The sequence below is a fragment of the Amycolatopsis umgeniensis genome (assembly GCF_014205155.1).
GTDB classification, from domain to species: Bacteria; Actinomycetota; Actinomycetes; order Mycobacteriales; family Pseudonocardiaceae; genus Amycolatopsis; species Amycolatopsis umgeniensis.
This window is the reverse complement of the sequence record NZ_JACHMX010000001.1, coordinates 889145-910428: the sequence shown is the minus strand read 5'-3', so window position 1 is coordinate 910428 and position 21284 is coordinate 889145. Positions and strand designations below refer to the sequence as shown.

13 protein-coding genes are annotated in these 21284 nt (G+C 68.8%); 10 read left to right on the top strand and 3 right to left on the bottom strand.

Features of this window, described 5'->3' with window-relative positions:
- Window positions 1-26 precede the first annotated feature (26 nt).
- The 4 genes from HDA45_RS03920 to HDA45_RS03905 are packed head-to-tail and all read left to right on the top strand — an operon-like array spanning window position 27 to window position 5813.
- Window positions 27-725, top strand: a complete 699-nt coding sequence (locus tag HDA45_RS03920) for a TetR/AcrR family transcriptional regulator (protein ID WP_184891928.1) — start codon at window positions 27-29, stop codon at window positions 723-725.
- A complete protein-coding gene (locus tag HDA45_RS03915; protein WP_184891927.1) occupies window positions 725-3247 on the top strand; it encodes an ABC transporter ATP-binding protein/permease in 2523 nt (840 codons plus the stop codon). Before HDA45_RS03920 ends, HDA45_RS03915 begins: the two co-directional genes overlap by 1 nt.
- Complete coding sequence (locus HDA45_RS03910) at window positions 3244-4962, top strand: ATP-binding cassette domain-containing protein (RefSeq protein ID WP_184891926.1); 1719 nt, start codon at window positions 3244-3246, stop codon at window positions 4960-4962. The genes HDA45_RS03915 and HDA45_RS03910 overlap by 4 nt, the downstream gene beginning before the upstream one ends.
- Entirely contained in the window at window positions 4959-5813 is an 855-nt protein-coding gene (locus tag HDA45_RS03905; protein WP_184891925.1) for an alpha/beta fold hydrolase, read from the top strand. The genes HDA45_RS03910 and HDA45_RS03905 overlap by 4 nt, the downstream gene beginning before the upstream one ends.
- Here the strand turns inward: HDA45_RS03905 and HDA45_RS03900 are convergent.
- Window positions 5800-6726 (bottom strand): hypothetical protein, encoded by a 927-nt coding sequence (locus HDA45_RS03900; protein WP_343071973.1) that lies wholly within the window; start codon window positions 6724-6726, stop codon window positions 5800-5802. The genes HDA45_RS03905 and HDA45_RS03900 overlap by 14 nt on opposite strands.
- Before the next feature lie 248 nt (window positions 6727-6974).
- Between HDA45_RS03900 and HDA45_RS03895 the strand changes: the two genes are divergently transcribed.
- On the top strand, window positions 6975-15257 hold the full coding sequence (locus tag HDA45_RS03895; RefSeq protein WP_184891924.1) for a DUF7927 domain-containing protein: 8283 nt from the start codon (window positions 6975-6977) through the stop codon (window positions 15255-15257).
- Window positions 15258-15263: 6 nt separating this feature from the next.
- On the opposite strand, the gene HDA45_RS03890 is transcribed toward HDA45_RS03895, so the two are convergent.
- A complete protein-coding gene (locus HDA45_RS03890; RefSeq protein ID WP_184891923.1) occupies window positions 15264-15437 on the bottom strand; it encodes a hypothetical protein in 174 nt (57 codons plus the stop codon).
- 116 nt (window positions 15438-15553) lie between these two features.
- Between HDA45_RS03890 and HDA45_RS03885 the strand changes: the two genes are divergently transcribed.
- Window positions 15554-16204, top strand: coding sequence for a maleylpyruvate isomerase family mycothiol-dependent enzyme (locus tag HDA45_RS03885; RefSeq protein ID WP_184891922.1), 651 nt, complete (start codon window positions 15554-15556; stop codon window positions 16202-16204).
- Between the two features lie 4 nt (window positions 16205-16208).
- Here HDA45_RS03885 and HDA45_RS03880 read toward each other — a convergent pair whose 3' ends face one another.
- Window positions 16209-16535: a rhodanese-like domain-containing protein gene (locus tag HDA45_RS03880; protein ID WP_184891921.1), complete on the bottom strand. Its 327-nt coding sequence runs from the start codon at window positions 16533-16535 to the stop codon at window positions 16209-16211.
- 81 nt (window positions 16536-16616) lie between these two features.
- On the opposite strand from HDA45_RS03880, the gene HDA45_RS03875 reads away from it, so the two are divergent.
- From HDA45_RS03875 to HDA45_RS03860, 4 genes are all read left to right on the top strand, one after another.
- Window positions 16617-17195, top strand: a complete 579-nt coding sequence (locus HDA45_RS03875) for a TetR/AcrR family transcriptional regulator (protein ID WP_184905272.1) — start codon at window positions 16617-16619, stop codon at window positions 17193-17195.
- Window positions 17196-17224: 29 nt separating this feature from the next.
- On the top strand, window positions 17225-17617 hold the full coding sequence (locus tag HDA45_RS03870) for a hypothetical protein (protein ID WP_221471008.1): 393 nt from the start codon (window positions 17225-17227) through the stop codon (window positions 17615-17617).
- A gap of 88 nt (window positions 17618-17705) precedes the next feature.
- A complete protein-coding gene (secD, locus tag HDA45_RS03865; RefSeq protein WP_184891920.1) occupies window positions 17706-19976 on the top strand; it encodes a protein translocase subunit SecD in 2271 nt (756 codons plus the stop codon).
- A 75-nt stretch (window positions 19977-20051) separates the two neighbouring features.
- Window positions 20052-21239, top strand: coding sequence for a cation:proton antiporter (locus HDA45_RS03860; protein WP_184891919.1), 1188 nt, complete (start codon window positions 20052-20054; stop codon window positions 21237-21239).
- Window positions 21240-21284 lie beyond the last annotated feature (45 nt).

Genomic DNA, 21284 nt, shown 5'->3' with positions numbered 1-21284 from the left:
TAACTTTCCGGGGTGAAGAGGGTGAGATGCCGAACATCGGTGGCCGTCCGGCCAGGATCGGGATGGACGACATCCTGCGGGCCGGTCGTGAGCTCGGGATGCGCGGGCTCAGTGTCAAGGCGGTCGCCGCCCGGCTGGGGGTGACCGCGACCGCCCTCTACCGGCACGTCGACGGGCGCTGGGGGCTCGAGCGGTTGGTCGGGGAGAGCATTCTGGCCGAGCTGAGGCTCCGGGACGATCCCGGGCACGGCCTCGAACAGCACTTGCTGTCCTTCGCCCTGCAGATGCGGGCCTTCGTGCTGGAGCATCCGGGCCTCGTCGCCTATCTGCAACTGCTGTTCCCGCGTGGCGACGGCGGCCAGCGCCTGCTGAACGCCGAGGTCGACGCCCTCGTCCGCCGCGGTTACGAGCCCGGAGCGGCGATCGTGCTCAGTGGCGCCGTCGCGTCGCTGACCATCGCGATGACCGCGTCCGAGGAGAACAGCATGACGGCCGAGGAGAGTGACGGCGACGGGCTGGATCGTGAGCGGCAGGCGGTCCGCGAGCGGTTGTCGCGTGACGATCGGCTCGCCGAGCCGTCCGCCGCGTTGCCGCAGGTCCCGCGGCCCGAGTACGTGCGGCTTGTGCTGACCGCGTCGATTCGCGGGCTGATCGGGTCCTGCCCGCCGGGCAGGCCGGTCGTCGAGATGGTGGCCGATCTGGCGGCCACCGGGGAGGGTCTGTGATGGCGCGCGGGTTCCAAGGCGCGGTGATGCGGGGTTTCGGTGCGAGAGACCACGAAGCGACCGTCGTCGAACGAGAAGAGATAACGCCGCGATTCGTGCGGATCCGGTTCGTCTCGCCGACGTTGTTCGAGGACGTCGTCGTGGAGCCGACGGCCTGGCTCCGGTTCTGGTTCCCGGACCCGGACGGCGGCCCGACCGAGTTCCAGCGCGCGTACACGCTGACCGAGGCCGATCCAGAGACCGGAACGTTCGCTGTCGACGTCGTCCTGCACGAGCCCGCCGGTCCCGCGTCGCGGTGGCTGGGTGAAGCGCGACCGGGGTCGAAGGTTCCGGTGATGTCCCTGGGTTCCTCGTCCTTCGCGGTCCCCGTCGAACCACCCGCCGGCTATCTGCTCATCGGTGACTCCGCCTCGATCCCCGCGATCAACGCGATCCTCGAAGTGGTCCCGGCCGAACTCCCCGTCGAGCTGTACCTCGAGGAACACGACGACACCGACCGGCTGATCCCGCTGGGCGAGCACGCGCGGCTGGCCGTGCACTGGGTGCCGCGCGGGGACGCGACCACGCTGGCCGCGGCGATCGAGACGCGCGACTGGTCGGACTGGCAGGCGTGGCTCGCGCCGGAAGCCGGTTCGCTCAAACATCTCAAGACCCGGTTGCGGGAGACGTTCGGATTCCCCAAATCCGAGGTGCACGGCCGGGCGTACTGGTACTACGGCCGCGCCATGGGTGCTTTCCGCGGTGAGAAGGAAGAACCGGCCGCCGAAACCCCGAAGCCCGTCGAGAAGGCGCCCAAGGGAGCTTGGCGGGCACAGGCCGCCGGACGGCTCCTCGCGCCGGTGCGGCGGACGCTGATCTTCGCCGGGATTTTGCAGGCCGTCGTGACGCTGATCCGGCTCGCGCCGTTCGTGCTGCTGGTGGAACTGGTCCGGCGGCTGCTCGCGGGCGGCGGATCGCTGTGGGCGCTCGGCGTCTCGGCGCTGGTGCTGCTCGGCGTGGGGACACTGCTCGAATCCGCGGTCGTGCTCTGGCTGCACGCCGCCGACGCGCGGTTCGCCCGCGACCTGCGGCAGCGGTTGCTGGGCAAACTCGCGAGGCTGCCGCTGGGCTGGTTCACCGCCCGCGGTTCGGGCGCGGTCGCGAAACTCGTGCAGGGTGACACGCTCTCGCTGCACTACCTCGTCACGCACGCCGTCCCCGACGCGGTGGCGGCCGTCGTCGCGCCGGTCGCGGTGCTGGCCTACCTGTTCGCGGTGGACTGGCGGCTCGCCCTCGTCCTGCTCGTCCCGATCCTCGTCTACCTCGTCACCACGTCGATCATGGTCGTCCAATCGGGACCCAAGACCGGACAGGCGATGCGCTGGGCGGAACGGATGGCAGGCGAAGCGGGTGCGTACCTGGAAGGGCAGCCGGTGATCCGCGTGTTCGGCGGTGCCGCGGCGTCGTCGTTCCGGCGGCGGCTCGACGAGTACATCGGCTTCCTCGGCGACTGGCAGCGGCCGTTCACCGGCAAGAAGACCATGCTCGACTTCGCCACCCGGCCCGCCACCTTCCTGCTCCTGATCACCGGCGTCGGCACGCTGATGGTGGCGGGCGGCGGCACGGAACCGGTGACGCTGATCCCGTTCCTCCTGCTGGGCACCACTTTCGGCGCACGGCTGCTGGGGATCGGCTACGGTCTCGGCGGCGTCCGCGAGGGGATGCTCGCCGCACGCCGGATCCAGGTCGTCCTCGACGAACCCGAACTGTCCACAGTGGAGCTGAAAGCCAGGGACGGCGTCGAGCCGGGCACAGTGGAGCTCGACAGGGTGGGCTTCGCCTACCGCACCGGCGTTCCCGTACTGGAAGACGTCACTCTCACCTTGCGTCCCGGCACGGTGACCGCGCTGGTCGGCCCGTCGGGCGCGGGGAAGTCGACCCTCGCCGCCCTGGTCGCGCGCTTCCACGACGTGACCGAGGGGGCGATCCGGGTCGGTGGTGCCGACATCCGCTCGTTCGCCGCCGACGAACTCTACGGCCGGGTGGGATTCGTGCTGCAGGATCCGCAACTCGTCCAGGGAACCGTGCGGGAGAACATCGCCCTCGCCGTCCCCGACGCCACCGACGAGCAGGTCGTCGCCGCGGCCCGCGACGCGCAGATCCACGAGCGGATCCTGCGGCTGCCGCAGGGTTACGACACCGTCCTCGGCGCCGGCTCCCAGCTGTCCGGCGGGGAGCGCCAGCGGGTCGCCATCGCCCGCGCGATCCTCGCCGACGCCCCCGTCCTCGTCCTCGACGAGGCGACCGCTTTCGCCGATCCCGAGTCGGAGTACCTCGTGCAACAAGCACTCGACCGGCTCACCGCGGGCCGGACCGTCCTGGTCATCGCCCATCGCCTGCACACCGTCACCGGCGCCGACCGGATCGTGGTCCTCGACCGCGGGGAGATCGCCGAGAGCGGGACCCACGAAGAACTGCTGGCTTCGGACGGCCGTTACGCCCGGCTGTGGCAGGCCGGGGCAGGCGCGGGGGTGACCGCGTGATCCGCACACTGCTGGGGCTGATCCCCGAGACGCAGCGCCGGACATTCCGCCTTTACAACGTGCTCGCCGTGCTTTCGGTGCTGCTGCGCGCCGTCGGTGTCGTTCTGCTCGTGCCGCTGGTGGGCGCCCTGTTCGGTGCCGACCCCGCGGAAGCCCTGCCCTGGCTGGGCGCGCTCGCCGCCGTCACCGCGGCGGGCTGGGCTGTCGACGCGGTCGTGGGACGGCTCGGGTTCGACCTCGGATTCGGGGTGCTGGACCACGCCCAGCACGACGTCGCCGAGCATCTGACGAACGTCCGGCTGTCCTGGTTGGACAGTGAGCACACCCAGACCGCCCGCCAGGCCATCGCCGCGACCGGTCCCGACCTCGTCGGCCTGGTCGGCTACCTGCTCACCCCGCTCATCGGCGCGGTCCTGCTGCCGATCGCGATCGCGCTGGCCCTGCTGCCGATCGCCTGGCCGCTCGGTGTCGCCGCGCTGGCCGGGGTCCCGGTGCTCTTGGGCGCGTTGTGGGCGACCGGGCGGATCACCCGGCGTGCCGACAACGCGGCGGCCGAAGCGAACACCGTGCTGACCGAGCGGATCGTCGAATTCGCCCGCACCCAGCAGACCTTGCGCGCCGCCCGTCGCGTGGAACCCGCGCGCAGTCACGCGGGTGCCGCGCTCGCCGCGCACCACGGCGCCACCGTCCGGCTCCTGCGTCTGCAGATCCCGGGGCAGGTGCTGTTCGGCATCGCCGGTCAACTGGCACTGGTCCTGCTCGCCGGGACGACCGTCCTCCTGGCCACGCAAGGAAGTCTGAGTGTGCCCGAGGCGATCGCGCTGATCGTCGTACTCGCCAGGTACCTGGAACCGTTCACCGCGCTCGGCGATCTCGCGCCCGGTATCGAGACCGCCACCACCACACTCGGCCGAATCCGCACCGTGCTCACCGCGCCCGTGACCCCGTCGGGAGAGGCCGTCCCACCGGGGAAGGAAGCGCCGCCGATCCGGTTCGAGGACGTCGGTTTCCGGTACTCGCCCGGCACCGAGAACGTGTTGGAGAACTTCGCCCTCACCCTGGAACCGGGGACGACGACCGCGATCGTCGGGCCGTCCGGCTCGGGCAAGAGCACCGTCCTCGCGTTGCTCGCCGGTCTGCACCAGCCCACCAGCGGGCGGGTGCTCGTCGGCGGGACGGATCTCGCCGAGTTGTCCGCGACCGACCGCCGGGAGCTGGTCACCGTTGTCTTCCAGCAGCCGTACCTGTTCGACGGTTCGGTGCGCGACAACGTCCTCGCCGGGGATCCCTCGGCGACGGACGAAAGGGTCGCCGAGGTCGTCACCCTCGCCAGGGTCGACGAGCTGCTCGAGCACACGGCCGTCGGCGAGGCGGGCGGCGCGCTGTCCGGCGGTGAGCGGCAGCGCGTGTCCATCGCCCGCGCGTTGCTCAAACCGGCGCCGGTGTTGCTGGTCGACGAGGCCACCAGTGCGCTGGACACCGAGAACGAGGACGCCGTCGTCCGGTCCCTCAGCGCCGATCCCGTGCCGCGGACGCGGGTGATCGTCACTCACCGGATCGCCGGCATGCGGCACGCCGACCGGGTCGTCTTCCTGGAGGACGGTGCGATCACCGAGGACGGAACCGTCGAGGAACTCCTTGCGAGGCAAGGACGATTCGCCGACTTTTGGCGACGGCAGATCGACGCCACCGGCTGGAGGATCACCGCACGATGACCCATACCCAAGGCGAGCCGGACTGGGTCGTCACCCGCGACGGCAGACGGCTCCACGCGATGGTGCTGCCGGGGCCCGGCGGAGTCACCGGGCCGACGGTCGTGTTCGAGGCCGGAGCCGCCGCGACGCGGTCGTCCTGGGCGACCGTCCAACCGGAGGTCGCGAGGTCGACGCGCGCGATCGTCTACGACCGTTCCGGGCTCGGCCGCAGCGCCCCCGACCCCGGCGGCCGGACGCTGCGCAGGATGGCCGACGACCTCAACGACCTCCTCGACCACTTCGGCCCGGGCCCGTACGTCCTCGCCGGGCACAGCGCGGGCGGGCCGATCGTGCGCCAGGCCGCCGCCCGCCGTCCGGAGCGGATCGCCGGTCTGGTGCTGGTCGACCCGACCGACGAGGCGGCGGACGTGCTCTTCGGCCGCGCCTTCCGCACCGGTGAACGCGTGATGATCGGGCTCGGCACCTCGCTCGCGCGGCTGGGCCTGCTCAAGGTCGTCTTCCGCGGTCTGCTGCGCGACATCCCGGACGACGTCCGCCGCGATCTCGAACGCGAGGCCTTCACCATCGGGACGATGCGGACCCACCGCGAGCAGGCCCGCACCTTCCTCGACGAACTGGCCGTCTGGCGGCACGATCCGCCGGTGCTCGCGGACATCCCGGTCACCGTCGTGTCCGGCGGGCGAGGCGGGGACGGGATGTCCGCCGGTGTGCGGGCGCGGGCGAACGCGTCCCACGCCCACCGGGTGGCCCTCTCACCCGGCGGGCGGCACGTGATCGCGGAGCGATCCGGTCATTACGTCCCGAAGACCGAGCCCGAGGTGATCGTCCGCGAGATCGTCAAGATGCTGTGAGCGCCGGCCGCAGTTCTTCGTAGGTCGGCGCGAGCTTCCGGAGCGTGTCCGCGGCGCGCACGTCGTCCTCGGTGACCAGGTCGTACTGCAACGAGCCGACCAAACGCGCTTGAGTGGTGGCGATTTCGGCGGCCTTGTCGCGGCCGATCCGGCGCAGGCACGCCGACGCGTCGGACAGCCTGCGGGCGCCGACGCGAATCGCGAAGTGCACGAGGAGCCCGCGCAGTTCAGGATCGCAGCCGGACGCGATCCGGGCGGCCAGCGCGAGTGCTGCGTCGGCGTTGCCGAGGCTGCCCGGCGGGAGTCCGGCACCGGTCTCTCCGCAGAGCCGCTCGATCGCCCGGGGGAGTGCCCCGGCGATCGCGGCGTCCTCCTCCACGACGGTGTGGCGGCGGAAGTCGGTGCGCATCGTGTGCGGCTTGCCGTAGGCGACCGTCTCGGCCCGCCAAGCGGCGGCGAACTCCGCCCGGGGAAGCCGCGCGTACGGGTATCCCTGCGGATCGTGGACGGTGACGGACTCGTCGTCCGAGGCGAGGACGACCAGGAAATGGTCGGCGCCGATCGGGCCGGTCATCCCTGGTTGGTAGCGCAGATGCCCCATTTCGATCGGGCCCGCCATGACCGGTCCGTCGGCCAGGCTTGCGACGAGCCGCGCGAACGCGGCGTCCGGATCCGGCTCGCTCACGGTTTCCGCGCTCCAGCCGAGGACCTCGAGCGCCTCGCCGATGCCGATGTCGGGATCCCAGCCGAAGGCGTCGAAGAACGGCAGCTCCCCGCCGACCAGCTGCATGCCGAAGGGACTGCCGGTCACGGTTTCGAGCACTGCTGTCGACGGAGCCTCGGAGCCGAGCATCATCGCGAGGGAATTCGCGTAGCAATAGGGACCGGAACCACGGTAAGAAATATCGATCACGCGTTCGACGATGGCAGTTTTCGCGGTTAAACGCCACATCCTCGAATTTCGTCCGTTGTGGACAGTGGGGTGCCCATTCATCACCCGTCCGGGGGTTTTGACGCCACTCAACGGGTTTTATCCAGGGAACACCGCCGGTCCCGGTTGCCGTCGACGATCTTGCCGACACAGGATGACCTTCGATCGGGCTCGCTGTCCCCGCCGTCCTGACCTGGGCCGACGGAAGCGAGGGGTGAGGCGGAGGCGGCATGGCGGAACGGCGTGGGCGAAATCGGTGGCGCCGGGGCGTAGCACTGCTCACGGTGGTCGTCGTGGCCCTGCTGATGGGTGCCCCGCTGCCCGCGAGTGCCCAGACGCAACCGCGCGGTGCGGGCACCGAACGGCCGATCGGGCCGGAGCCGGTGTATTCCGGGCTGGCGCACGGCGGGATCACCATGGCCGCCAACTCGGTCGTGCAATGTGGTTTCGGCGTCGTCTGTGACGCCTCCGCGAGCAACGCGAGCCCGGTGTCGTGGATCAAGACCGATCCGGCCGCGCCCGGCAACACCGCCTCCGCGGCGAACCTGACCATCCCGGCCGGCGCGAAGGTGCTCAACGCCCGGCTGTACTGGCAGTTCAACCCGGTCGCCTCCAGCGGGACTTCCGGCGACGGCTCCCGGGGCAACCAGGTCTCGCTGAAGGCTCCGGGTTCGAGCACTTATCAGCGGATCACCGCCGACACCTACGACTGGTTCCCCGCGCTGGCGACGTCCGGCTTCCCGGTCCCGTACACCTACGGCGGCGCGGCCGACGTCACCGACGCGGTGGTCAAGGCCGGGGTGGGCCAGTACACGGTCGCCGACATCCAGGCCTGCCAGGGCCAGTCGATCAGCGGGACCAACCTCGGCTGCTGGGGTGGCTGGTCACTCGTGGTGGCCTACGAGCTCCCCAGCGAACCGCTGCGCTACCTGCAGGTGTGGGACGGTCTGCAGCGCGTCGCGGGCGGTGGCGCGCCGACCTCGTCGACCATCGCGCTGAGCGGCATCAAGGCTCCGACGTCACGCCAGCCGAACGTCGAACTGGGGATCGTGGCAGGCGACGGCGACGCACCCATCTCGGGTGACTACCTCCAGGTCGGGCCGAACGCGAGCAGCCTTCAAGACATTTCCCTGCCCGGACCCGCGGGCACGGTGACGAACAACGCGTTCACCAGCCGGATCGACAAGGTCGCGGCCAACGGCTCGGGCGCGAACGTCACCACCCGTAATCCCAATCCGGTGAACAACGTCGGGTACGACGCCCGCAGCATCGACATCACCGGAAAGGTCCCCGCGGGCACCAGCGCGCTCCAGGTGAAGATCGGCACCACCGGCGACGCGCTGTACCCACAGGTGGTCTGGCTCGTCACCGACGCGCTCGAACCCGATCTGCAGATCACCAAGGCCAACGATCCGGTCGGCAACACGAACGACAGCCCGCCGGGGTACGTCACCAAGGGCAGCGACGTCACCTACACCTTCGACGTGGTCAACCGGCACGCCGACGGCACCACCACCGACCTCGACACCGCGACGAACGTGGTGCTCACCGACACGCTGCCGGACGGCGTCACGTTCGTGGCCGGGTCCAATCCGGACTGTTCGGCCGCCGGGCAGGTGGTCACCTGCGGACTGCGGAACCTGAGGCCAGGGCAATCGCAGAAGGTCGCCTTCAAGGTCAAGGTCGGCGCCTCGGTACCGGACGGCACCAAACTCGACAACACCGGCAAGCTGACCTTCCGCGGCGAGGACACCGGCCGCCCGCAGGAACGCACCTCGAACACGGTGCGGAACACGGTCGCCTCGCCGGGGTACCAGCTGACGAAGTCGGTCGACCTCGCCGAGGCGATCCCTGGCGACACCCTGACCTACCAGGTGACCCTGCGGAACACCGGCGTGATCCCCGTTCCCGCGCTCACGGTGCGCGACACCCTGCCGCCGGGAACGACCTACGTGTCGTCCGCGCCTTCGAAGGGCACGGCGTCCGGTACGGGGCCGATCGACTGGGCCGTGAACGGCCTCGCCATCGGGGAGACGGCCACGCTGACCGTGCGGGTGAAGGTCGAAGAAGCCGCCATCGGCAAGGAACTGGTGAACCGCGCGACCGTCCCGATCGGACCGCCGCCGGTCGTCCCACCCGACAACCGGTGCCCGGACGATCCCGCCGCGGCCTGCGCGAAGACCAAGGTGCCTTCGCCGTCGTACACGGTGACGAAGACCGCGGACAAGAAGTCCGCCAATCCCGGTGACACCGTGCGCTACACGGTCAACGTCACCAACACCGGAAGGGTGACCGCGGCGGGCCTCAAGGTCGTCGACGATCTGACCGGCGTACTCGACGACGCGGTCTACCAGAACGACGCCACCGCGTCGCCCGGCTCGGTGTCCTATGTGGATCCGAAGCTCACCTGGACCGGCACGCTCGCGGCGGGGAAGAGCGCGGAGTTCACCTACACGGTGAAGGTGAAGAGCCCGAACACCGGTGACAACCGGCTCAAGAACGTCGTGACTTCGGAGACGCCGGGCGGCAACTGCCCGCCGGGCTCGACGGATCCGAAGTGCGGGACGACGACTCCGGTTTCGGGTCTGCTGATCGAGAAGTCGGTGGACAGGCAGTCGGCGAATCCGGGCGATGTCGTCAAATACACGGTGAGTGTGCGGAACACCGGCCAGACGAAGCTCACGGGTGCGACGTTCACCGACGACATGACGCAGGTTCTCGACGACGCGGTCTATCAGAATGACGGTGCCGCGACGATCGGTGTGGTGTCCTTCGCTTCGCCGAAGCTGACGTGGACGGGCGACCTCGGTGTGGGCGAGACGTCCACGGTGACCTACACGGTGAAGGTGAAGAACCCGAACACCGGCGACAATCTGCTCAAGAACGCGGTGTCGTCGGAGACGCCGGGTGGTAACTGTCCGCCGGGTTCGACGGATCCGAAGTGTGGCACGACGACGCCGGTTTCGGGTCTGCTGATCGAGAAGTCGGTGGACAAGCAGTCGGCGAATCCGGGCGATGTCGTGAAGTACACGGTGACGGTCACGAATACCGGGCAGACGAAACTCACTGGTGCGACGTTCACCGATGACATGACGCAGGTTCTCGACGACGCGGACTATCAGAACGATGGCGCGGCGACGATCGGTGTGGTGTCCTTCGCTTCGCCGAAGCTGACGTGGAGCGGCGACCTGGACATCGGGCAGACGTCGACAGTCACTTACACGGTGAAGGTGAAGAACCCGAACCCCGGTGACAAGAAGATGTCCAATGTGGTCACTTCGAGCACTCCGGGCGGGAACTGCCCGCCGGGATCCACGGATCCGAAGTGTGGCACGACGACGCCGGTGTCGGGCTTGATCATCGAGAAGTCGGTGGACAAGCAGTCCGCGAATCCTGGCGATGTCGTGAAGTACACGGTGACGGTCACGAATACCGGGCAGACGAAGCTGACCGGTGCGACCTTCACCGATGATCTGACGCAGGTGCTCGATGACGCCGGCTACCAGAACGACGGTGCCGCCACGATCGGCGTGGTGTCCTACGCGGCGCCCAAGCTGACGTGGACGGGCGACCTCGGCGTCGACCAGTCGTCCACGGTGACCTACACCGTCAAGGTGAAGAACCCGAACACCGGCGACAATCTGCTCAAGAACGCGGTGTCGTCGGAGACGCCGGGTGGTAACTGTCCGCCGGGTTCGACGGATCCGAAGTGTGGCACGAAGACGCCGGTTTCGGGCTTGAAGATCGAGAAGGTGGTCGACAAGCAGTCGGCGAATCCGGGCGATGTCGTGAAGTACACGGTGACGGTCACGAATACCGGGCAGACGAAGCTGACCGGTGCGACCTTCACCGATGATTTGACGCAGGTCCTCGATGATGCCGACTATCAGAACGACGGTGCCGCGACGATTGGAGCGGTGTCCTACGCGGCGCCCAAACTGACCTGGACTGGCGACCTCGAAATCGGGGCGATCTCGACAGTCACTTACACGGTGAAGGTCAAGAGTCCTGACCCTGGCGACAAGAAGCTCATCAACACGGTCACTTCGGAGACGCCGGGCGGGAACTGTCCGCCCGGGTCCACGGATCCGAAGTGCGGGACGAAGACGCCGGTGTCGGGCTTGATCATCGAGAAGTCGGTGGACAGGCAGTCGGCGAACCCGGGTGATGTCGTGAAGTACACGGTGACGGTCACGAACACCGGGCAGACGAAGCTGACCGGTGCGACCTTCACTGACGATCTGACGCAGGTCCTCGATGACGCGGACTATCAGAACGATGGTGCGGCGACGATCGGTGCGGTGTCCTTCGCTTCGCCGAAGCTGACGTGGACGGGTGACCTCGAGGTGGGGCAGACGTCCACTGTCACCTACACCGTCAAGGTCAAGAGCCCGAACACCGGCGACAATCTGCTCAAGAACGCGGTGTCGTCGGAGACACCGGGCGGGAACTGTCCGCCGGGCTCGACGGATCCGAAGTGCGGGACGACGACTCCGGTTTCGGGTTTGAAGATCGAGAAGGCTGTCGACAAGCAGTCGGCGAACCCGGGCGATGTCGTGAAGTACACCGTGACCGTCACCAACACCGGCCAGACCAAGTTGACCGGTGCGACCTTCACCGATGATCTGACGCAGGTCCTCGACGACGCCGACTACCAGAACGATGGTGCGGCGACGATCGGTGCGGTGTCCTACGCCGCGCCGAAGCTGACCTGGACGGGCGACCTCGATATCGGCCAAGCGTCCACGGTGACCTACACGGTCAAGGTGAAGAACCCGAACCCCGGCGACAAGAAGATGTCCAATGTGGTCACTTCGGAGACGCCGGGCGGGAACTGTCCGCCGGGGTCCACGGACCCGAAGTGCGGGACCACGACTCCGGTATCCGGTCTGCTGATCGAGAAGACGGTCGACAAGCAGTCGGCGAACCCCGGTGAGGTCGTGAAGTACACCGTCACGGTCACCAACGTCGGGCAGACCAAGCTGACGGGTGCGACGTTCACCGACGATCTGACCCAGGTTCTCGATGACGCCGACTACCAGAACGACGGAGCCGCCACGATCGGTGGAGTGTCCTTCGCTTCGCCGAAGCTGACCTGGACCGGTGACCTCGAGATCGGGGAGACCTCGACGGTCACCTACACCGTGAAGGTCAAGAATCCGAACACCGGCGACAATCAGCTCAGGAACGCGGTGTCGTCCGAAACACCGGGCGGCAACTGCCCGCCGGGGTCCACGGACCCGAAGTGTGGCACCACCACCCCCGTCTCGGGTGTGACGATCGAGAAGTCGGTCGACAAGCAGTCGGCGAACCCGGGTGACGTCGTGAAGTACACGATCACCGTCACCAACACCGGCCAGACGAAGCTGACCGGGGCGACGTTCACCGACGATCTGACGCAGGTTCTCGACGACGCCGATTATCAGAACGACGGCGCGGCGACCATCGGTGTGGTGTCCTTCGCTTCGCCGAAGCTGACCTGGACCGGCGATCTCGAGATCGGGGAGACGTCCACGGTCACCTACACCGTGAAGGTCAAGAACCCGAACACCGGCGACAATCAGCTCAGGAACGCGGTGTCGTCCGAAACACCGGGCGGGAACTGCCCGCCGGGCTCGACGGATCCGAAGTGCGGCACGAAGACGCCGGTGTCCGGCCTGCTCATCGAGAAGGCCGTGGACAAGCAGTCCGCGAATCCGGGCGACGTCGTCAAATACACGGTGAGCGTGCGGAACACCGGCCAGACGAAGCTCTCCGGTGCGACGTTCACCGACGATCTGACGCAGGTTCTCGATGACGCCGATTATCAGAACGATGGTGCGGCGACGATCGGTGCGGTGTCCTATGCGGCGCCGAGGCTGACGTGGACGGGCGACCTCGAGATCGGGGAGACCTCGACGGTCACCTACACCGTCAAGGTCAAGAACCCCGCCCTTGGCGACAAGAAGCTCATCAACACGGTCACTTCGGAGACCCCCGGAGGGAACTGTCCGCCGGGTTCGACGGATCCGAAGTGCGGCACGACCACTCCGGTGTCGGGTCTGTTGATCGAGAAGGCTGTCGACAAGCAGTCGGCGAACCCGGGTGACGTCGTGAAGTACACGGTCACGGTCACCAACACCGGCCAGACGAAGCTGACCGGGGCGACGTTCACCGACGACCTGACCCAGGTTCTCGACGACGCCGATTATCAGAACGACGGCGCGGCGACCATCGGTGCGGTGTCCTATGCGGCACCGAAGCTCACGTGGACCGGTGACCTCGGTGTCGGTGACAAGTCGACGGTGACCTACACGGTCAAGGTGAAGAACCCGAACACCGGCGACAACCGGCTCAAGAACGCGGTGTCGTCGGAGACCCCGGGCGGCAACTGCCCGCCGGGGTCCACGGATCCGGCCTGTGGCACGGAGACACCGGTTTCGGGGCTGGAGATCGAGAAGACCGTCGACAAGCAGTCGGCGAACCCCGGTGACGTGGTCAAGTACACCGTGACCGTCCGGAACACCGGTCAGACCAAGGTTTCCGGCGCCACCTTCACCGACGACCTGACCAAGGTCCTCGACGACGCCGACTACCAGAACGACGGTGCGGCGACGATCGGCGCGGTGTCCTACGCGGAGCCCGAGCTGACGTGGACCGGTGACCTCGGTATCGGCGAAACGGCCACGGTGACCTACTCGGTCAAGGTGAAGAATCCCGGTGACGGCGACAAGAAGCTCGTCAACGGCGTCACCTCGGACACACCGGGCGGTAATTGCCCGCCGGGTTCGACCGATCCGAAGTGCGGGACCACGACGCCGGTTTCGGGACTGCTCATCAAGAAGACCGCGGACAAGAAGTCGGTCGACCCCGGTGACACGGTGAAGTACACGATCACCGTGACCAACACCGGTCAGACCAAACAGGACGGTGCCACCTTCACCGACGACATGACCGAAGTCCTCGACGACGCCGATTACCAGAACGACGGCGCGGCGACCATCGGCGGTGTCTCGTACGCGGCACCGAAGCTGACCTGGACCGGTTCGCTCGACATCGGGCAGACCTCGACCATCACCTACACGGTCAAGATCAAGAACCCGGACACCGGTGACAAGAAACTGTCCAATGTGGTCACTTCGGAGACGCCGGGCAACAACTGCCCGCCGGGGTCGAACGACCCGAACTGCGTCGCGGACGTGCCCTCCCGCGAACTGACGGTGAAGAAGACCTCGGACAAGCAGACCGCGAACCCGGGCGACGTCGTCACCTACACCGTCATGGTGGCCAACACCGGCAAGGTCGACCTGGTCGGCGAGGACGCCGCACGGGTCACGGACGATCTGTCCGAGGTGCTGGACGACGCCGATTACCGGAACGACGCCGCGTCGGCGCCGGTCGCCGGGGTGTTCGCCTTCACCGCGCCGAACCTGGTGTGGACCGGCGATCTCCCGGTGGGGGCGTCGACCACGCTGAAGTACTCGGTGAAGGTGAAGAACCCGGTCACGGGCGACCACGAACTGCGGAACACCGTCAGCACCAACACGCCGGGCACCTGCCCGCCGCAGTCGGACGATCCGGCCTGTTCGACGATCACCCCGGTGCCCGGTATCTCGCTGGAGAAGAAGGCGGACAAGGCCACGGCGAACCCGGGCGACGTCGTCAAGTACACGGTGACGGTGCGCAACACCGGCAAGACGAAGCTGACCGGCGCGACGTTCACCGACGACCTCACCGAGGTCCTCGACGACGCGGTGTTCCAAAAGGACGGTGCGGCGACGATCGGCGCGGTGACCTACGCGGAACCGAAGCTGACCTGGACCGGTGATCTGGAGATCGGGCAGACGGCGACGGTCACCTACAGCGTCAAGGTGACCAAGACCGACGGCGACGGAAAGCTGACCAACACCATCGTGACCGACACCCCCGGCGGGAACTGCCCGCCGGGCAGCAAGGATCCGAAGTGCGGCACGACGACGCCGCTGTCCAGCGTGAAGATCAAGAAGACGGTCGACAAGACGGAGGCGAAACCGGGCGAGGTCGTCACGTACACCGTCACGGTGGAGAACACCGGACAGACCACCGTGGACGGCGCGACGTTCACCGACGACCTGACCCAGGTGCTCGACGACGCCACCTTCGACGGAACCGCGAAGGCCAGTACGGGAACGGTCACCTACTCCGCGCCGAAGCTCACCTGGAAGGGCGAGCTGAAGCCGGGGGAGAAGGCGACAGTCACCTACGCCGTCACCCTGCGGAAGCCGGCGACCGGCGACCACCGGCTCCGCAACGTGGTCACGTCCGACACCCCAGGCGGCAACTGCCCGCCGGGCTCGGCGAACCCCGACTGCGGCACCGACACCCGGGTGCCGCCGACGCCGCAGCCGCCGGACAAGCCGAACCCGCAGCCGCCGAACCGGCCGGGCCTGGCTGTCACCGGTTCGCCGGTGAAGACGATGTCGATCCTGGGGCTCGGCATGCTCGCCATCGGCGCGCTGCTCCTGCTCGCCGGACGGAGGCGCAGGGAGTCCTGATCGGGCTCAGTGGGGATCGCCCATCGACGAGTTGTCGTAGGTGCCGGACTTGGCGCGGTAGGGGTAGCGACCCTGCTTCCTACCGCGCCGGACCTGGCGGCCCAGCAGTATCCCGACGGTGAGCAGGATCAGAACGAACAAGAGGATCCCGCCGCCGAGGAGGAGCAACGCCGTTCCCATCGGTCCTTCTTTCCCGGTGCTGGGAGGAAATTTCGCCTTTCGAGTATCGATGACCGATGATTCCTGTTCGCGGCGGGAGTCTCCTCTTCGGACGACGATGACGGGAAGGACCTGGCATGACCAATTCAGGATCGAAGGCGGCCCGGGTCTGGCCGCTGATCCACACCGAGCGGGCGGCGCTGGCGATCGACCTCGAGGACCTCACCGAGGAGCGGTGGGGGACACCGTCGCTGTGCACGGAGCTCACCGTGCGCGAGGTGCTGGCGCATCTCACCTCCGCGGCGAGCCTGACGCCGGCGCGCTGGCTGGCCGGGGTGATCCGCTGCCGGTTCGACTTCGAAAAGCAGGTCGCGATGCGGCTGGCCGAGCATCTGGGGGCGGACGGGGCCGAGACTCTGGAGCGGTTCCGCCGTGTCGTCAAGAGCACGACGAAACCTCCGCTGCCCGCCATCGCGATACTCGGCGAGACGATCGTGCACGGCGAAGACATCCGCCGCCCGCTCGGGATCCGCCGGGACCATCCGATCGCCGTCCTCACGTCGCTGGCCGGCTACTACCAAGGCGCCGATCTGGTGGTGATGGCGAAGGGACGTATCGGCGGGTTGCGGCTGGAAGCGACCGACGGCCCCTTCGCCGTCGGGTCCGGGCCGCTCGTCTCGGGCACGACCCTCGCGCTGATCATGGCCATGACCGGACGTTCGGCCTATCTGGCCGAACTCGACGGCGACGGGGTTCCGCTCCTGCGACAGCGCGTCCCGTCGTCGTAGAGGCTCAGCCCTGTTCGAGGGGCAGGCCCGCTCCCGCCCAGTCTTCGATGCCCTCCTGGTACTTGCGGACGTCGGTGTAGCCGAGGGCGGTGAGCCGGTCGGCGACCTGTCCGCTGTTGGGGCACGCGGGGTTGGAGCAGTAGGTGACGATCGCGGCGCCGCGATCGGGCAGTACGGCGGCCGCCCGCGCGTCGACGTCCGCGAGGACGAGCGGGACGGCGCCGGGCAGATGCTGCTTGGCGTAGTACTCGCCACCCAGCGCGTCGACGACCGTCACGGCCTTCGCGTCGATCGCGGCCTTCAGGTCATCACGGGTGATGAGTGCGGTCATGTCGCTACCTCCAGATAATCGGACTATAGTCCGCATGTGCCCCACGACCATAACGGACCGCAGTCCGCTTTTGCAACCTCGCTGGAACTCCTGCGCACGCCGCCGCCCAAGGAACGCGCGGACGCCGCCCGCAACCGCGCCGCCATCCTGGACGCGGCCTCGTCGCTTTTCGCCGAGCACGGCGTCGACGCGGTGTCCATGGACCAGGTGGCGGCGGCCGCCGGCGTGGGCAAGGGGACGCTTTTCCGCCGCTTCGGCGACAAGGCCGGGCTGGCCGTCGCGTTGCTGGACGCACGGGAACAGGCGCTCCAGGACGGGATCCTGCACGGGCCGCCGCCGCTGGGCCCGGGTGCTCCGCCGTCGGAGCGGCTGGTGGCTTTCGCCGACGCCTACCTCGACTACGTGCTGAAACATCTGCCGCTGGTGCGGATGTCGGAGACCGCCGCGCCGGGGGCGCGCTACCGGATCGGCGCCTACCGGTTCTGGCACCGGCACGTGGCGATCCTGCTCGACGGCACTCCCGACCCCGAGCACGCCGCGCACACCCTGCTGGCGCCGCTGGCGGCCGAGCACCTGACGGCGTTGCTGCCGGAGCTGGGGGAGAGCCGCGTCCGCGCCGGGATCACGCGACTCGCCGTCCGGCTCGCGCCAGGCAAGTAGGGTGTCGGCGAGGACCCGGGAGTGTGTCGATGACGGTGGAGCGCCGGAAGTACCGGACGGCCAGGAAGGCCGTGCCGGTGCTGCTAGCCGCCGTCCTGACCGCGCTCGGCCTGTTCTTCACGCTGCACTCGGTCGATTCCGCCTCGGCGGCGGACTCGCGCGGGGCGAACGCGGTGGTCGACTCCTCGGTCTCCAAGGCCGTGGCGCCGGTACGCGCCGCGGGCAGGCTCGCCGCCGAGCCCTCGCTCCTGGGTGTGCACGGTCACGGTGACCTGCCTCTCTTCGGCGCCGTCCCGTGCGGACCGGCGTCGACGACACTGCTCCGCCTCGGCGAGCTCCACGCCGACATCGCCCCTCCCTCGTACGCGGCGAACCGCCTCGCGCTGGGGGATCGAGCCCCTCCTTTCCCGGTAGCCGTCTGAAGCTCACGGGCACGTCTTCCGCGTGCCCGGACCGGGGATCCGCGCGCCTTCCGCCGCGCGCGGACGAATTCATCGAGGAGAAACCGTCGTGCCGCGCGAAACCGCGCGGCGAGGCATGACCGGGCGAGCCGTCGTCTCGCTGGTCGTCCTCGCCGCGACCGTGTACCTGTTGCTGACCACCGCCCCGCGCCTGGGGCTCGATCTGCGTGGTGGCACGCAGATCGTGCTGGAGACCAAGGATTCGCCCACCGTCACCGCCAGTGCGGAGACCACCGACCGGACGCTCGAGGTGCTGCGCCGCCGGGTCGACGCGCTGGGTGTCGCCGAGCCCATGCTGGCCCGCTCCGGCGACAACCGGATCATCGTCGAACTGCCCGGCGTGCGGGATCCGCGCGAGGCCGTCGAGGTGATCGGCCGCACGGCGCAACTTTCCTTCCATCCGGTGCTCGGAGCTCCTACCGAGGGAAGCCGTGTCCTTCCCGACGAGAGCGGGCAGCCGATCAGCCTCGGGCCCGCGGCGCTGACCGGCGAAGGTGTCGACAAGGCGCTCTCGACGATCGATTCGCAGGGTGGCGGACACCTCGTTTCCGTTGACTTCAAAGGGGATTCCGGTCGCGCCTGGGAGCGGCTGACCGGACAGGCGGCCTGTTCCCCGCCAGGCGATCCGACCCGCCGGGTGGCGATCGCGCTCGACGACAAGGTGATCTCGTCGCCGCAGGTGAGCCCGCAGGTCGCCTGCGGGGTCGGGATCGTCGGCGGGAGCACGCAGATCACCGGGCGGTTCTCCCCGGCCGAGGCGAAGGACCTGGCGTTGCTGATCAACGCCGGCGCGCTCCCGACGCCGGTCGAGATCATCGAGCAGCGCACCGTCGGCCCCACTCTCGGTGAGGCCGCGATCGACGCCAGTGCCCGCGCGGCCGTCATCGGACTGGCGCTGACCGCGCTGTTCCTGCTCGCGGTGTATCGGCTGGCCGGACTCGTCGCGGTGGGTGCGCTGGTGGCCTACGCGGCCGTGTCGTACGGAGCGTTGCTCGCTGTCGGCGCGACGCTGACCCTGCCCGGTCTCGCGGGCTTCGTCCTGGCAATCGGTATGGCCGTCGATGCCACCGTGCTCGTCTTCGAACGGGCGAGGGAAGAACACTCCGTCAAACAGGGAGGCTCGCTGCCCCGATCGGTCAGCCGGGGATTCAGCGGCGCGTTGTCGGCGATCGTCGATTCGAACGTGACCACCCTGCTCGCCGCGGGGCTGCTGTTCTGGCTGGCGTCCGGCCCGGTGCGCGGGTTCGGGGTGACGCTGTCCATCGGCGTGGTCGTGGCGCTGTTCATCTCGCTCGTGCTCACGCGTTTGCTGCTGCACCTCACGATGCGGGGTGTGGTCGCGCGCAAATCGCGGCTTTCCGGGCTCACGCACGAGGGCCGGGTCCGCCGCTGGGTGAACAGGCGTGATCCGGGGTTCCTCGGCAAGCCCGAACGCTGGCTGATGGTGACGGGCGCCGTCGTCATCGCCGCGATCGCGGGACTGTTCGTGGCGGGGCCGAACCTCGGCGTCGAGTTCACCGGCGGCAGGGTGGTCGAATACAGCACTTCGGCGCCCGCCGACGTCGAGCGGGTGCGGGACGCGGTTTCCGACGCGGGATTCCCCCGCGCCGTCGTCCAGATGTCCGGGGAGAAGGACATCTCGGTGCGGACCGAGCCCATCGACGAGGCCGCCACCGAGCGGATCCGGACCGCGGTGGCCGGGGTCGCGGGTGACGCCACCGAGATCCGCGACGAGCAGATCGGGCCGAGCCTCGGCGCCGAACTGCGGACCAAGGCGGTCGTCGCGCTCGTCCTCGCGGTGCTGGCGCAGCTGATCTATCTCGCGGTGCGCTTCGATTGGCGCCTCGGCCTGGCGACGGTGGCCGCGCTCGCGCAAGACGTCCTGATCATCCTCGGGATCTTCGCCTGGCTGGGCAAGTCCATGGACGGCGTCTTTCTCGCCGCGCTGCTGACGGTGATCGGCTACTCGGTCAACGACTCGGTGGTGGTCTTCGACAGGGTCCGGGAGGTGCGCGGGCTACGCCGCAAGGAGCCGTTCGCCCGCGTCGTCGGCACGGCGGTGCTGCAGACGCTGCCCCGGACGATCAACACCGGGATCGGGGTGTTGTTCGTGCTCGGGGCGCTGCTGCTCCTCGGGGACGGGTCGCTGGCCGACTTCGCCCTCGCGCTGCTGCTCGGCCTCGTCGCGGGCACGGTGTCCACTGTGGCCACCGCGGGTCCCGTCGCCATCCTGCTCGACCGGCGCTGGCCGGGCGCCGGACGTCCGGCCGAAAAGGCGTCGCGGAAACGGGAGCGCGACGACAACGGCGCGGTGGTGTGATCTGGTTCCTTTGTGGACGGCCTCTATGCTCGTTCCCGGTGGCAGGGGAGTCCACCGGGAACGAGGGGCGGGTAGATGATCCAGAGCGTGCTCGTCGGCGCGGTCGTCGTGCTGGCTTGGACGATGACGGCGGCGCGGCTGGAGCGGTGGCAGATCACCGCTCCGATGGCGATGGTCACGGCGGGGCTGGCGATCGGGTTCAGCACCCGCAACGATCTCGGCAACGGGCTCAACACCGAGATCGCCCTCAACGCCGCGGAACTGATCCTCGCGCTGCTGCTGTTCGTGGACGCCACCGCGGTCAAGGGCGGCTATCTCGGCCATGACGCCAAGACCGCGGTGCGGCTGCTGCTGATCGCGCTGCCGCTGACGATCCTGATCGTCATGGGGGTCGGCCTGCTGGTGCTGCCGGGTCTCGGGTGGACGGTGGTGCTGCTGATCGCGTGCATCATCGCCCCCACGGATTTCGCGCCCGCGACGTCGGTGGTGCACGACGTCCGCGTGCCCGAGCGCGTGCGGCATCTGCTGAACGTCGAAAGCGGCTACAACGACGGCGTCGTCGCCCCCGTGTTCATCTTCGCGCTCACCCTCGCGGGGAGCCACCACCAGGCGAGCACGCCGGGTGAGGCGCTGCAGACCGCGATCCCGGCGGCGTTGCTGGCCGTCTTGGCGGGCTCCGTGATCGGCGCGGTGGCCGCGGTGGCGATGAACGTGACGGGCAAACACGGCTGGTCGACGCGGCATTCCGCCCGGGTCGCGGCCGTCGCGCTGCCGCTGCTGACCTACACCGCCGCCGTCGCGATCGGCGGCAACGGTTTCGTCGCCGCGTTCATCTGCGGGATCGCCTACAAGACCGCCCGGCACCCGAGCGAAGACGAACTCGGGCTGGCCGAGGACGTCAGTTCGCTGTGCGGGCTGCTGATGTGGTTCGTCTTCGGCAGTACCGCGGTGCTGGTGCTGTCGTTCGGCCTCACCTGGGGCGTGGTGATCGTCAGCGTCGTCGCGCTGACCGTGGCCCGGCTGATCCCGGTGCTGCTCACCCTGCTGCGGACGGATTTCCGGTGGCGGGACCGGATGACCATCGGCTTCCTGGCGCCGCGCGGCGCGGCGTCGATCGTGTTCGGGCTGCTGGCCTACAACTCGCTCGACGGTGACGCGGCGGACGTCGCGTTGAGCGTCATGGCGGTGACGGTGCTGGCGAGCGTCGCGGCGCACGGTGTCGGGGCGTCGGCTTTTCTGAACCGCAAGTCGAAGACCTCCTGAGCAGTCCCGGGACCGCCTTCACGCGCGGCAAGTGTGACTGCTGGT